At 64.3% G+C, this 14,169-nt stretch carries 11 protein-coding genes and 1 tRNA gene; 6 read left to right on the top strand and 6 right to left on the bottom strand.

Annotation, left to right across the window (positions count from 1 at the left end):
• Window positions 1-14 precede the first annotated feature (14 nt).
• Window positions 15-3,479 (bottom strand): transcription-repair coupling factor, encoded by a 3,465-nt coding sequence (gene mfd, locus PSO31014_RS02205; protein WP_150550101.1) that lies wholly within the window; start codon window positions 3,477-3,479, stop codon window positions 15-17.
• A gap of 108 nt (window positions 3,480-3,587) precedes the next feature.
• Between mfd and ispD the strand changes: the two genes are divergently transcribed.
• Window positions 3,588-4,310 (top strand): 2-C-methyl-D-erythritol 4-phosphate cytidylyltransferase, encoded by a 723-nt coding sequence (gene ispD / locus PSO31014_RS02200; protein WP_150550100.1) that lies wholly within the window; start codon window positions 3,588-3,590, stop codon window positions 4,308-4,310.
• Window positions 4,311-4,410: 100 nt separating this feature from the next.
• Window positions 4,411-4,896 (top strand): 2-C-methyl-D-erythritol 2,4-cyclodiphosphate synthase, encoded by a 486-nt coding sequence (gene ispF, locus PSO31014_RS02195; protein WP_150550408.1) that lies wholly within the window; start codon window positions 4,411-4,413, stop codon window positions 4,894-4,896.
• A gap of 149 nt (window positions 4,897-5,045) precedes the next feature.
• Here the strand turns inward: ispF and PSO31014_RS02190 are convergent, their stop codons facing one another.
• From PSO31014_RS02190 to ompR, 4 genes are all read right to left on the bottom strand, one after another.
• Window positions 5,046-5,573 carry a carboxymuconolactone decarboxylase family protein gene (locus tag PSO31014_RS02190; RefSeq protein WP_150550099.1) on the bottom strand — a complete coding sequence of 176 codons (528 nt, stop codon included), beginning with the start codon at window positions 5,571-5,573 and terminating at the stop codon, window positions 5,046-5,048.
• A gap of 59 nt (window positions 5,574-5,632) precedes the next feature.
• Window positions 5,633-6,181 (bottom strand): peroxiredoxin, encoded by a 549-nt coding sequence (locus PSO31014_RS02185; RefSeq protein ID WP_017234080.1) that lies wholly within the window; start codon window positions 6,179-6,181, stop codon window positions 5,633-5,635.
• A gap of 230 nt (window positions 6,182-6,411) precedes the next feature.
• Window positions 6,412-7,752 (bottom strand): ATP-binding protein, encoded by a 1,341-nt coding sequence (locus PSO31014_RS02180; RefSeq protein ID WP_150550098.1) that lies wholly within the window; start codon window positions 7,750-7,752, stop codon window positions 6,412-6,414.
• Window positions 7,753-7,932: 180 nt separating this feature from the next.
• On the bottom strand, window positions 7,933-8,658 hold the full coding sequence (ompR, locus tag PSO31014_RS02175) for an osmolarity response regulator transcription factor OmpR (protein ID WP_017234082.1): 726 nt from the start codon (window positions 8,656-8,658) through the stop codon (window positions 7,933-7,935).
• Window positions 8,659-8,827: 169 nt separating this feature from the next.
• Here ompR and PSO31014_RS02170 point away from each other — a divergent pair, with 169 nt between their 5' ends.
• The 3 genes from PSO31014_RS02170 to PSO31014_RS02160 all read left to right on the top strand — a co-directional run bounded on the left by PSO31014_RS02170 (window position 8,828) and on the right by PSO31014_RS02160 (window position 12,423).
• A complete protein-coding gene (locus PSO31014_RS02170) occupies window positions 8,828-9,157 on the top strand; it encodes a hypothetical protein (RefSeq protein WP_150550097.1) in 330 nt (109 codons plus the stop codon).
• Between the two features lie 111 nt (window positions 9,158-9,268).
• Window positions 9,269-11,017, top strand: a complete 1,749-nt coding sequence (locus tag PSO31014_RS02165) for a DUF1800 domain-containing protein (RefSeq protein WP_150550096.1) — start codon at window positions 9,269-9,271, stop codon at window positions 11,015-11,017.
• A gap of 179 nt (window positions 11,018-11,196) precedes the next feature.
• The gene (locus PSO31014_RS02160; RefSeq protein ID WP_150550095.1) at window positions 11,197-12,423 is read left to right on the top strand and encodes a DUF1501 domain-containing protein; all 1,227 of its coding nucleotides are present in this window, start codon (window positions 11,197-11,199) and stop codon (window positions 12,421-12,423) included.
• 300 nt (window positions 12,424-12,723) lie between these two features.
• Here PSO31014_RS02160 and PSO31014_RS02155 read toward each other — a convergent pair whose 3' ends face one another.
• Window positions 12,724-13,599, bottom strand: a complete 876-nt coding sequence (locus tag PSO31014_RS02155; RefSeq protein WP_150550094.1) for a squalene/phytoene synthase family protein — start codon at window positions 13,597-13,599, stop codon at window positions 12,724-12,726.
• A gap of 316 nt (window positions 13,600-13,915) precedes the next feature.
• On the opposite strand from PSO31014_RS02155, the gene PSO31014_RS02150 reads away from it, so the two are divergent.
• Window positions 13,916-14,002 (top strand) — tRNA-Leu (locus PSO31014_RS02150).
• Window positions 14,003-14,169 lie beyond the last annotated feature (167 nt).

The raw sequence follows: 14,169 nt of genomic DNA, 5'->3' as shown, positions 1-14,169 counted from the left end.
CGGGCGTGCGAGTGTCAGGCAGCTTTGGCGTTCGGCGTGCCGAGCGCGCGCAGTGTCTCCTTGATCGCGCGTACGCGATCGGTCAGTTGCACGTGCTTTGCTTCGATGCGCAGCTTGTCCTGTCCTGCGAGCTTGATATGGCGATGCGTCTGCACCAGCGCGATGATGCGCATCGGGTCGACGGGCGGGGTCGGCTCGAATTGCAGGGCGATGGCGTCTTCGCTCGCGTCGATCTTGATGATACCCAGCGGCTTGGCAAGCAGTCGCAGGCGATGCGTCTCGATCAGCGCCTGCGCCTGTTGCGGCAGCTTGCCGAAGCGATCGACGAGTTCTTCCTGGATCGTGTCGATGGCGTCGGCGTGGGTGCCGTTGGCCAGGCGCTTGTAAAGCGAGAGGCGTTCCTGCACGTCGCCGCAGAAGTCGCTCGGCAAGATGGCCGGGACATGCAGATTGATCTCGGTGGTCGCCGAGAGCGGCGCGGTGAGATCCGGTTCGCGTCCGGCTTTCAGTGCGCTCACGGCGTCGGCCAGCATGTCGGTATATAGCTGGAACCCGATGTCGTGAATTTCCCCCGATTGCTTGTCGCCCAGCACTTCACCCGCGCCGCGAATCTCCAGATCGTGCATCGCGAGATAGAAGCCCGCGCCGAGTTCTTCCATCTGCTGAATCGCTTCGAGACGCCGCTGTGCCTGCTTGGTCAGCACCTTCGGATCATGAACGAGCAGATAGGCGTAGGCCTGGTGGTGCGAGCGCCCGACGCGGCCGCGCAACTGGTGCAATTGCGCCAGACCGAACTTGTCGGCGCGATGCATCAGGATCGTGTTGGCGGTCGGCACGTCGATGCCGGTCTCGATGATGGTGGTACACAGCAACACGTTGGCGCGCTGCGAGACGAAGTCGCGCATCACGCGTTCGAGATCGCGCTCGTGCATTTGTCCGTGCGCCACGACGATGCGGGCCTCGGGCACCAGGGCTTCCAACTGTGCCTTGCGGTTCTCGATGGTTTCGACTTCGTTGTGCAGGAAGTACACCTGCCCGCCGCGCTTGAGTTCGCGCAGCATGGCTTCGCGGATGACGCCATCCTCTTCGCGGCGCACGAAGGTCTTGATCGCCAGACGCTTCTGCGGTGCGGTCGCGATGACCGAGAAGTCGCGCAGGCCTTCGAGCGACATGCCGAGCGTACGGGGAATCGGGGTGGCGGTCAGGGTGAGCACGTCCACCTCGGCACGCAGCGCCTTGAGGGCTTCCTTCTGCCGCACGCCGAAACGGTGTTCTTCGTCGATGATGACGAGGCCCAGGCGCTGGAACTGGATGTCGTTCGACAGCAGCTTGTGCGTGCCGATCACGATATCGACTTGTCCCTCGTTGATGGCCTTCACGCTCGCGTTCACTTCCTTGGTCGTCTTGAAGCGCGAGAGTTCGGCGATGCGTACCGGCCAGTCGGCAAAACGATCGGAGAAGGTTTGCGCGTGCTGTTCGGCGAGCAGCGTGGTCGGGGCCAGCAGGGCGACCTGCTTGCCGTCGAGCACGGCAATGAAGGCGGCGCGTAACGCCACTTCGGTCTTGCCAAAGCCGACGTCGCCGCACACGAGGCGGTCCATCGGACGGCCGCTCGTCATGTCGCTCATCACGGCCGCAATGGCGGCCGCCTGATCCGGCGTTTCCTCAAAGCCGAAGCTATCGGCGAACTTCTCGTAGTCGCGCGGCGACAGTTCGAAAGCGTAGCCGGAACGCGCGGCACGACGGGCGTACAGGTTGAGCAGTTCGGCCGCGGTATCGCGAATCTGCTGCGCCGCCTTGCGCTTCGCCTTTTCCCATTGGCCCGAGCCCAGCGAGTGCAGTGGCGCGGTATCGGGATCGGCGCCGCTGTAGCGCGAGATCAGGTGCAACTGCGAAACCGGCACGTACAGCTTGCTGTCGCCCGAATATTCGAGATGCAGGAATTCGGTCTCGCCTTCGCCGAGATCCATGCTGACCAGGCCCTGATAGCGACCGATGCCGTGCTGGCTGTGAACGACTGGGTCGCCCACCTTGAGTTCGGCCAGATCTCGCACCATCGAGTCGACGGACGTCGCCTGCTCCTGGCGGCGCTTGCCGGCGCGGCGTGCGAGGCCTTCGTAAAGCTCGTTCTCCGTGATGAAGGCGAGATCTTCCGTCGGCAGCAGGAAGCCTGCGGCCAGCGGGGCGATGCCGATCGCAAAGCGAGCGTCGGACGTCAGGAAGTCTTCGAACGACTCGACGGACGATGGGCGCAGGTCATGGTCATGCAGCAGTTGCAGCAGCGTCTCGCGACGGCCGGCCGAATCGGCGCACAGCAGCACGCGGGCTGGCGTGCGGGCGAGGTAGGCGCGCAGGGCGGCCAGCGGGTCGTCGGCGCGGCGGTTGATGGCCAGTGGCGGCAACGCGATGGCCCAACTGCCGTCGCTCGGCGTGGGCAGCGTCAGGCGGGCGAACGGCTTGGCGAGCGTGAAGAAGTCCTGATCGAGCAGGAACAGTTGCTCGGGCGGCAGCACCGGCCGTTCGCGATCGTGCGACAGGAAGTTGTAGCGTTGACGCGTGTCGTTCCAGAAACGGTGGATGGCCGCGTCGAGATCGCCCACGAACACCAGTTGGGCGTCGGCGGGCAGATAGTGGAACAGGGTGGCCGTTTCCTCGAAGAACAGCGGCAGGTAATACTCGATGCCTGCCGACGGCACGCCGCTGCCGATGTCCTTGTAGATCGGGCTGCGGGTCGGGTCGCCCTCGAACACTTCGCGCCAGCGTCCGCGAAAGGCGGTGCGGGCAGCGTCGTCGAACGGGAATTCGCGCCCGGGCAGCAGGCGGACTTCCTTGACCGGATACAGGCTGCGCTGCGTATCGGGGTCGAACGCGCGAATGCTGTCGACGGTGTCGTCGAACAGATCGAGACGATAAGGCAGGGCCGAGCCCATGGGGTACAGGTCGATCAGTCCGCCGCGCACACAATACTCACCGGGCCGCATCACCTGGCTCACATGCTCGTAGCCTGCCAACGTCAGTTGCGACTTCAGGCGCGCTTCGTCGAGCCGCTCGCCCTGCGTGAAGAAGAACGTGTAGGCCGCCATGAAGCTCGCCGGGGCCATGCGGTAGAGCGCGGTGGTGGCGGGCACCAGGACGATGTCGCAGCGCTTCTCCCCGAGGTCGTGCAGGGTGGCGAGCCGCTCGGAGACCAGATCCTGGTGTGGCGAGAACGTGTCGTACGGCAGCGTTTCCCAGTCGGGCAGCAGCCGTACTCGGGCTTCGGGTGCGCACCACTTGAGTTCCTGCTGCAGGCGCAGGGCATCGGTGGCCTGGGCGCACACGACGGCGAGCAACGGCAGGCGCTCGCGGTTGTCGTTGAAATAGCGGGCGATGAGCAGGGCGTCGCTCGACGCGTGCGAGCCGGCAAAGGCGTAACGCTGTCCCGCTTTCACGAGCGGCACAGGCGCGGTATTACGGGATAGGGCGTTGGCGGCGGACATAGAGGAACGTTGCAGAAATGGCAAAGCACGGAGCTCCTTTCGCATGGGGCCCCGTGACAGTCAGCGTCTATTATAAAATCCCTGCTTTCCTCTTACCTGCGTTTTATTGTGAGCGACCGACTTTTTGCTGTCATCCCGTGTGCCGGGGCCGGTGTACGCGCCGGGGCCGACGTGCCCAAGCAATACCGAAGCGTGGGCGGACGCGCCATGCTGCACTATGCGCTCGCCGCGTTCGACGCCTGTTCCGAGTTCGCTCAGACCGTGCTGGTGCTGGCGCCCGACGACAATCATTTCGACGGCAGGCGCTTCGGCCCGCTGCGTTTTGCGGTGCGACGTTGCGGCGGGCCGTCGCGGCATGCGTCGGTGCTCGGCGGGCTGCAGGCGCTCACCGAGTTCGGGGCGCAGGACAGCGATTGGGTGCTGGTGCACGATGCGGCGCGTCCCGGCATTACGCCGGCGCTGATTCGCGCGCTGGTCGAGGCGCTGCGCGACGACCCGGTCGGCGGCATCCTGGCCTTGCCCGTGGCCGACACGCTCAAGCGCGAGCAGGCGCCGACGGCGAAGGGTGGGTTGGCGGCCGTGCAGGCGACCGAGTCGCGCGATGGCCTTTGGCAGGCGCAGACCCCGCAGATGTTTCGCCTCGGCATGCTGCGTCACGCGCTGGAAGACGCGCTCGCCTCGGGGGCCGAAGTGACCGACGAAGCCAGCGCCATCGAACGAATCGGTCACGCACCGAAGCTCGTTCGCGGCAGCCTGCGCAACTTCAAGGTGACCTATCCCGAAGATTTCGCGCTCGCCGAGGCCTTCCTCGGCGCGGCCAAGTCCGTTTGAGGGCTTGGCATGCGCCGCCGTCCCAAACCGACGCAACGCATTCTTTCGCATTTGGCGACTCTCCATGACTGAACAAGCTGTTTCTCAATCCCCGCTCGCGATGTTGTCGAAGCTGCGCATCGGCCAGGGCTACGACGTGCATGCCCTCGTGCCGGGACGCCCGCTCGTGATGGGGGGCGTGACCATCCCGTTCGATCGCGGCCTGCTCGGCCATTCGGACGCCGACGTGCTCCTGCACGCCATCACCGATGCCGTGCTGGGTGCGGCGGCGCTGGGTGACGTCGGACGCCACTTCCCCGACACCGATCCCACGTTCAAGGGCGCGAACAGCGTGGTTTTGCTCCAGGAGGCCATGCGGCGCGTGCGTGAGCATGGTTACGAGGTCATCAACATCGACTGCACGGTGATTGCGCAGGCGCCGAAGCTCGCGCCCCATATCGCCGCGATGACACAATCGATTGCCGACGCGCTGGGCGTCACCGTCGGCCAGGTGAACGTGAAGGCGAAGACGAACGAAAAGCTGGGCTATCTCGGCCGTCAGGAAGGGATTGAAGCGCAGGCGGCAGCCCTGCTCGTGGCACGCTGAGGTGACGACGGCGCCGCACGCAACGCCGTGACGCGCGCGCAGCACAATCCATCACGCACAACGGCGCTACCGGTTGAACCCGGTAGCGCCGTTGTCGCTTTGGCGGTTTGCGCCGGCCTCGGCGCGTGGGGGCTTCAGCGCTTGCGGACTCAGGCAGCCTCGGCGGCGATGACTTGGGCGGCGGCATTGACGACGGCGGCGATACGGCCGACGTCACGCAGTTGCGCGGTACTCATCCCGTGCTCGGCGGCGAGCAGGTGGGCGTGCGACTTCACACAGAAGTGGCACTTGCCGATGATGGATGCCGCCAGTGCATACATCTCGAAACGGCGTTGATCGACGCCCCCGCGCGTGGCGTAGCCGTTCATGCGAAGCTGGGCCTTCTCGTTCTTCAGTTCGGCGTTGTCGGCCATCTCGAGATACGGATACCACGTGTTGTTCATGCCCATGAGCGCGGCAGCGGTCAACGCGCCTTCCAGCTCTTCGGGAGCGAGTACGCCGGATTCGCGAATCGCCTTGATGATCGGCTGGCTTTTGGCCGCAAAGGCGGCGGCGAGGGCCGCACCGACGGCGTCGTTGCCTTCCAGCGAGGAGCGGGCGATGGTGCCGTCGAGGTTCAGGCGGATGTCCTTGGCGTAGTCAGGGATTAGCGCCTTAATCGCGGTGATGAATTCCATAAATTTCTCCTATTGCTTTGGGCTGAAAAAGCCCGCTTTCGCGGGCTTCGAGACGGCGCTTACAGCGTTGCACCGCCAACCGCGCGGTTGCACGGGCAGAGTTCGTCCGTTTGCAGACCGTCCAGAATACGCAGCACTTCTTCCGGGTTGCGGCCGACGTTCAGGTTGTTCACCGAAACGTGCTGGATGACGTTGTCCGGATCGACGATGAACGTGGCACGCAGGGCCACGCCGGCGGCCTTGTCGCGCACGCCGAGTTGGTCGATCAGGGCACCGGTCGTGTCGCCGAACGAGTAGTGATTCAACTTGTTCAGGTCTTTGTGCTCACGACGCCATGCCAGCTTCACGAATTCGTTGTCGCCCGAACCGCCGAGCAGGACAGCGTCACGCTCTGCGAAGTCGTTGGCCAGCTTGCCGAACTCAACGATTTCGGTCGGGCACACGAAGGTGAAGTCCTTCGGGTAGAAGTAAATGATCTTCCACTTGCCGGGGAACGAGGCTTCGGTGATCGTTTCGAAAGCCGAGACGCCGTTTTCTTCGTGGTTGTTGAAGCCAGGCTTGGCAGCTTCTACCGAGAACGCTTCGAGTTTGTCGCCGACAGTCTTCATCGATTGACTCCTAAATTAGTGCGGTTTAAGTCGAGATGTCGCTGGGACATCGCAACCAGCAACTGACCGAAATCTGCTGATCCCGGTCAACCCATACATCATACGCTATCGAATAATAGACAGCAATAGTTTATTTTTATTTTGGAGATAGTTAAAACAAATCCCGTCGATAGGATCGTGCTCAACAATGGGCGGGCAAGCCTTGAGCATAGACAAAATTCCGCAAACCGTTATTTAGCAAGCGGAAATGACACGGTGATTTCAAGGCCTGGACCCGGCCGTACATTGTGCAGCGAGGCGTGACCTTTGTAGCGTGTGGCGATGCGCTGAACGATCGCCATGCCGAGGCCGGTGCCGTCTGCCTTCGTGCGGGCGGTGTCCACCCGATAGAAGGGGCGGAAGACCAGGGTGAGCTGGTCCTCGGGAATGCCCGGGCCGGTGTCGCGCACGCGCATCTCGACGCGTTCGCCGAGAATGCGCGTCGTGATGTGGACGTTGGCGACATTGGTGTCGGCGTCGCGGCCATATTTACGCGCGTTCTCGATCAGGTTCGTGAGCAGACGCTTGAGGTCGGTGCGTTCGGCAAGTACGGGGGCGGCGTCGGCGAGTTCGGTGCTCAGGTGCAGGTCTTCGCGGCCCTCGAAGGCGAGTGCCGTGTCGCGGACGATTTCCGACAGATCGAGCGACTGCATCGTTCGCGATGCCGGACGGGCGTAATCGAGGAAGCGGCCGATGATGTCGTCCATCTGTTCGATGTCGCTGATCATGTCGCGCTTGACCGATTCGTCGGACGGACTCATCTCCGTCTCCAGTCGCAGCCGTGCCAGCGGAGTGCGCAGATCGTGCGAGATGCCCGCGAGCATCAGCGCCCGGTCTGCGTCGAGGCGCTCGAGTTCCTCCACCATCTGATTGAAGCTACGATTGGCCTCGGCGGCCTCGCCCATGCCGCGCTCGGGTAGCGGGTCGGGGCGCTGTCCTTCGCCGATGGCGCGCGCCGCGTGGGCGAGCCGGGCGAACGGTCGGTTCACGAGCGCGGTGATGAAAGCCGCGCCGATGAGCGAGAGCGCCAGCGCAAATGTTCCCCAACTGAAGAGCTGTAGGCCGGTGGCCGTGTCGATCCGGTCCTGTTCGATGGCGACCCAATAGTCGTCTTCATCGATCTTGAAGCTGATCCACATGGCCGGAATTTCGTTGACCGAGGCGGCGATGACGGTGTCTGTCCCCAGCCGGCGCTGCACGTCGCGCACGATCAGGTCCTGTACCACGCCGCCCGGCTGTCTCTCGATCTTGTCAGCCGGCTCGCGCGGGTACACGCGGATCCCTTCGTTGCTCTCGAGATCCTGCAGCAGGGCGCGGCGCAGATCAGGCTCCGAGTAGAGCAGCGCGGTGCGCGTCAGCTTGACGATCGATACGAGCTGCTGCGCGACACGTTGCGCGCGCGGCTCACGCTCGATCACGCGAAAGCTCTGGTACCAGGCGGCCAGGCTGACGCCGATGAGCAGTGCGATGAGGAAGAAGGTACGCCAGAACAGACCGCCGAACAGCCCGCGTACCATCCGGATCGGATGCATGGGGTTGCTCCGTCTAAAGCGTGACTTGCGCGAGTTGGCAGACCCGACGTGCTGGATGGCGAGCGTCCGGACGAGAGACGGGGTACGCCGTTGGATGCGGCGTGAGACGCGACGCAACGCCGGTGGGCGAGCGTGTCGCGACCGGCGTTGTTTTGCTGCTTGAGACGCAAAGGCGGACGATCACGCGCCGCCGTCCGGAATGAACACGTAGCCGAGGCCCCACACGGTCTGGATGAAACGTGGGCTGCCCGGATCCGGTTCGATCAGCTTGCGCAGACGCGAGATCTGCACGTCGAGGCTGCGATCGAACACTTCGTATTCGCGCCCGCGTGCCAACTCCATCAGCTTTTCGCGCGACAGCGGCTGACGCGGATGACGCGCGAATACCTTGAGCACCGAGAACTCGCCCGTCGTGAGCGCGATCTCCTGGCCGTTCTTGGTGAGTGTGCGCGTGGCGAGGTTCAGGGAGAAGTCGCCGAACTCGAACGTTTCCATGGTTTCGCTGGGCGCGCCGGGGAGTTCGGGCGGTGCCTGACGGCGCAGCACGGCGTGAATGCGCGCGACGAGTTCGCGCGGATTGAAGGGCTTGGGCAGGTAATCGTCTGCGCCCATCTCGAGGCCGACGATACGGTCGACATCCTCGCCTTTGGCCGTTAACATGATGATCGGCGTGCGGTCGTTGGCGCCACGCAGGCGGCGACAAATCGACAGACCGTCTTCACCGGGGAGCATCAGATCCAGCACGAGCAGATCGAAACGCTCGCGCACCCAAAGCTTGTTCATGGCCGTTGCATTTTCCGCCACGAAGACATTGAAACCCTGTTCCCCGAGGTAACGACGAAGCAGGTCGCGCAGTCGCGGATCGTCGTCGACAACCAGAATTTTGGGAGAGTTTTTGTTTTCCATGCCACGTATCTTAGCCCGAAATGTTACGAACTGATGGGGCCGCCAAAGCGGGTTACAAAGGGTTACACAATTTACCCTACAGCTTGCGCGCTGACCATAGGCTGTGGGTACACTTGCACCCCTGCCAGGGGGAAAACCTGTCGCACGGCATGAAGGACATACGCACAAGATGAGATGGGCTGCTGAGTGGACGCTACTGTTCGGGGGAATCATGCTCTGGGGGCACCTGGGCGTGACGTACGCCCGTCCCATCTCGCATTTCAGTGCGCAGATGCATCGGGTGAGTGCCCCGCGCTTCCACCACGCGGGGGCTGCGCCGTCGCCCCGCAATCCGACGAAGCGCGAGCCGTCGCAGAACGATTCCGGTGCTGCGCGCCGCAACGACGAGTTTCCCCCCGCGCCGCCGGACCGTCGTCCCAATGGTCATATGTCGCCGGAAGACCGGCGCCTGCTACGGCAACATATTCAGGACGCCGTGCGCGAGTTGTACACTCACTAACGATAAAGACGCGCGCCCTCATGGCTGATGGTTCATGGATCGAGAGGGCACCGCAGCGTCGCCAAACGCTTCCCCAAAACGCCAGTGATGTCGCGATGACGCGAGCGTCCCATGAAGCCCACCCCAAACTTGCCAGCCTGCGTCGACGCCGGCTTTTTTTGCGCTTGCCGAAAGGGCATTGAGGCGACGAACGGTGTCAGGGCGATGATCGCCGTGCTGCGTCGCCTGCCGTCGTCAATGTCGTGGATGCCTGGGCAGCTCACGTCTGGTGTGCTTGCCATCGTGTGGCTGGCGTGGCCGCTCGTCGGTCACGCGTTGCCGACGCGGCCTGCCGGCGCGGCGCATGCGGCGAGTGCGACGGCGCCACGCGCAACCGGGGCCGCCGGTGCTGCCGATGCCGTTGCCGATCGCGCGACGCGCCCGCTCACTGCCGACGACGCGCGCTACTTGCTCACGCGCATCGGCTACTCGCCTGACGCGCGCGAACTCGCCCCGTTCGTTGGACGCACGCGTGCGCAAGCCGTCGATCTTCTGTTGTCGCGAGCGCGCCGCATGGCCGTGACGCCGCCGCCCGCCTGGGTTGAAGATCCGCCGCTGTATGGCGCGCCGGTCAAGTCCATGACGGCCGAGCAGCGTCGCGAGCTGAACCAGCGGCGCAACCGTATGGCGGCGTCGCTGGCGGCATGGTGGGCACAGGAGATGGCAACGACGCCGTCACCGCTCACGGAGCGCATGACGATGTTCTGGCACAACCATTTCGTGTCGAGCGACGACAAGGTGCGCGAGCCCGTCATGCTTTATCGGCAGAACGTCTTGCTGCGCGCGAACGCGCTCGGCAACTTCGGGACGTTGCTGCATGCGGTGTCGAAGGACCCTGCCATGCTGGTTTATCTCGACGGCGCGGGCAGTCGGAAGGGGCGCCCGAACGAAAACTTCGCGCGTGAAGTCATGGAGCTGTTCACGCTCGGCGAAGGGCATTACACGGAGCAGGATGTGCGCGAGGCGGCGCGTGCCTACACCGGCTGGGGCATCGATCGGGCGACGATGACGTATGTCTGGCGCCCCAAACTTCACGATGCGGGCACGAAGACGGTGCTGAACCAGACCGGCGACTTCGATGGCGACCAGATGCTCGACATCCTGCTGGCGCGTCCGGAGACGGCGACGTTCATCATCGGCAAGTTGTGGCGCGAATTCGTGTCACCGACCCTGGATCCGGTGCAGGTGGAGCGTATCGCGAGCCGCTTCCGCGCGAGCGGCTACGACATTCGCGAGGCATTGCGTGCGTTGCTGCTGACCCCCGCCTTCTGGGACGCCCGAACCCGCGGGACGTTGGTCAAATCGCCGGCTGAATTCGTGACCGATACGGTGCGCGAGTTCGACATCGGCTACGACGATCCGCAGTTGCTGGCGCGACAGATGCGCGTTCTCGGGCAGGACCTGTTCCGTCCTCCCAATGTGAAGGGATGGCTGGGCGGCGACGCGTGGATTGACAGCACCACGTTGCTTGCGCGCAAACAGTTTGTCGAGCGCATGTTCCGCGCGACGGAGAACGCGAATGCGGGAGGGGCGTCGATGGTGTCGCCGACCCTGTCGATCTCGGCGCGAACGGGTGTACAGCGCACGGCGTTGGGAGCGGTGCCATCGATGCCGAGAACGGTAGCGGGGGTGCGCTTCGATCTGTCGCGCTGGCTGCAACCTTACGAGCTGGGGCCAGTCGACGTTCCGGACGCCGCGTTGCGCGAGGCGTTGCAGCGGGCCGTGCTCCCTCTCAAGCCTGCGGCGCCGCAGGCCGCTGGCGTGGACAGCACGGCCTACTTGCAAGGGTTGTTGATGGACCCCGCGTATCAGTTGAAGTGACGACGTGATAGCACGTGGTAGGGCGGGCGCGTCACTCAACGACCGCTTCGGAGGGTTGCGAAGCGGGCCGAGAGGGGTGACGAGTGGCGTGACAAGAGGCGTGACGAGCTGCGTGACGAGAGCCGTGACGAGTGGCGTGACGAGTGGCGTGACGAGTGGCGGGACGAGAGAGGTGTGAGATGCGTCGACGCAATTTTCTGACTTTTGCAGGGGGGCTTGGCGCGGCGTGGCTGGCGCCGATGCCCGTGTTGGGCGCTGCACGTAACTTGTCCGGGACACGGCCGGGCACCGGCGGTAACTACGGCAATCTGCTGATCCTTATCGAACTCAAAGGAGGAAACGACGGGTTGAACACGGTCGTTCCTTATGCCGATCCGCTTTATGCCACTTTGCGCCCCAGCATAGGGATTGCACGCGATCACGTCGTGCAACTTGATGAGCGAAGCGGTTTGCATCCGGCGATGGGGGTGTTGCTGCCGATGTGGCGGGCGAACGAGTTGGCGATCGTGCAGGGGGTGGGATATCCGCAGCCGAACCTGTCGCATTTCCGGTCAATCGAGATATGGAATACGGCGTCGCGTTCGGACGAATATTTGCGCGACGGCTGGTTGTCACGCGCCTTCGCGCAACGGGCAGTGCCCGCAGGGTTCGATGCCGATGGCGTGATCGTGGGCAGCGCCGAGCCAGGGCCGTTGGGCGGTGGCGCGCGTGCGGTGACGCTGACCAATCCGGCGCAATTCCTGCGGGAGTCCAATCTTGTGTCGGCGAATGCGGCACAGGTGAGCAATCCTGCGCTGGCGCATGTATTGCGGGTGGAGAACGATATTGTCAGGGCGGCGGACGGGTTGCGTCCGCGCCAGGGCCAGTATGTGTTGCGCACGCCGATGCCGGCGGGGGCGTTCGGCAATGGGGTGAAAACGGCGCTGCAGGTGGTTGCGGCTGCCGATTCGTCGGCGGGCGTGCCGCAGGCGGGGCGGGGGGTAGCGGTGGTGCGTTTGACGCTTACCGGGTTTGATACTCATCAGAATCAGCCGGGACAACAGGCGAATTTGTTGCGTCAGTTGGCGCAGGGAATGATGGCGTTGCGGGCCGGGTTGATCGAGCTGAACCGCTGGGAGTCGACGATGATCGTCACGTATGCGGAATTTGGTCGGCGCGCGCGACAGAACCAGAGTCAGGGGACGGATCACGGCACGGTGGCGCCGCACTTCATCGCAGGCGGTCGCGTGCGAGGGGGGCTTTACGGCGACGTGCCGCGTTTGGACCGGCTCGACGGCAACGGCAACCTGCCGTTCGCCGTCGATTTCCGCGAGGTATATGCGACGGTGCTGCAGCGCTGGTGGGGGCTTGACCCGCAGCCCGTGCTGGGTGGCCCGTTCAAGCCGCTGGACGTGTTGCGGGCATGATGCGCAGAGGCTGGCGGACTTGAGTGGCTGCGTGGCTGCGTGACTAAATTTTTTAATCGCTGTATTGCTCAGTCGCACTGTCGCTAAGTCACTCAGCGGCTCAGTCGTCCCGTCGCCCCGTCACCCCGTCACCCCGTCACCCCGTCACCCCGTCACCCCGTCACCCCGTCGCTGTGCTGCAGTGCCAATGTGCCAATGTGCCAATGTGCCAATGTGCCAATGTGCCAATGTGCCAATGTGCCGCTGCCGGGTGGGGCGAGGCGACGCCGAGAGCCGGGGCGAGGTGTCAGCCGGCGTGTGTCAGCGTGCGCGCCGGGCTCGCCAGAATTTGCGCAGCGGGGTGAGATCGATGCGTTGATGCAGCACTTGGTAATCGCCGGCGGCGACTTCGTCCATCAGTGCCAATTGCAGCGCAGCGAGGGCGAGCAGCGGCTTTTGTCGGCGGCGATCCGGCGCGGGGATGGCGGCGGCCGCCTCGGTAATGGCCTGACGGGCGCGCGCGTGCTGGAACTTCATGAGATCGACGAACGCGGGCGAGTACTTGCCGTTTTGCAGGTCGGCGGCAGTCACGCCGAATTGTTGCAGTTCGTTGATCGGGAAATAAACGTAACCGGCGCGCGCATCGACACCCGCATCGGTGATGCGTCGACCGAGGGTGATGGCGTGGCCTAGGGCGTGGGCGAGGGTTGGGGTTCGCGGGTCGTCGAAGCCGTAGACGTGGGACGCAAGCACGGCGGGGGCACCGCCGGCGGCGTCGCAATAATGGGAGAGGCCGGCGAAGTCGAGATAGCGCATCTGGGCGAGATCCATCTCTGCGCCGTGCAGGACGGCGTCGAACGTGGCGCGGGCGAGACCGCGCTGCTGGACGACGGGGGCAAGGGCGCGGGAGACAGGGTGGGCCGGCGCACCGGAGAAGAGGCGCGCGAGTTCCTGGCGCCACCAGTCGAGCTTTGCGTGGGCGACGCCGGGGTCATGCACGGCGGCGTGGATATCGGCGATTTCCTGACAGAACGCGTGGGCGGCGTAAGCGGCGTCGCGCTGGGACGGCGGTAGCTGGAGTAGTGCGTAATAGAGGGCGGAGCCGGGAGGGCCGGCTTTCTGGCGGCAATATGCGTTGGCCTGCGCGGGGCTGGCGGGGGTGCCGGAAGTATCGTCGGCGGTCTCGTGGGGTTGCATGCGAATGGGGTATCGGTTGGGTCAGGTGCCCGGGTGCCGGTGCGCGGGCGCGCCCGTGGGGCAGATGCCATGAATTGGGGCGAATTCTAGCATTGAGGGGTTGGCGGTGCCGGTGGCGTTGACGCGGGAAGGGCGGGGCGGCGTTGACGCGGCATGAGATTGCCGGTGAATATCACTTCGTGTAGAATTCTCGCCTGCTTTGACGCATGCGAGCGGGGCGGCGACGAGTCGCCCTTTTTCATGTCCGACAGGACGCATGCCGTCGACCCGATGCTGGGGTGTCGTGCCTGACCAGGGCGACCGACGCCCACGGGCTGCGAGGATGGCGAAATTGGTAGACGCACCAGGTTTAGGTCCTGACGCCCGCAAGGGTGTAGGGGTTCGAGTCCCCTTCCTCGCACCAACTCCCCGTTTTGGCATCGGTTACGTAGGTCTCACTTCTTCCCGGAAAATCTCGCAAACGCTCGCCGAATAAGGCGGGGCGGGGTTTTTGCGTGGATTCTGATTGTTCCCCACTTGCTCAAAATCTAACCTCTTCACACCTAAAATCGTGGCGGGTCCCCCATTTTT

Source organism: Pandoraea soli (assembly GCF_902459595.1).
Taxonomy (GTDB): domain Bacteria; phylum Pseudomonadota; class Gammaproteobacteria; order Burkholderiales; family Burkholderiaceae; genus Pandoraea; species Pandoraea cepalis.
This window is presented reverse-complemented; position numbering and strand designations above follow the sequence as displayed.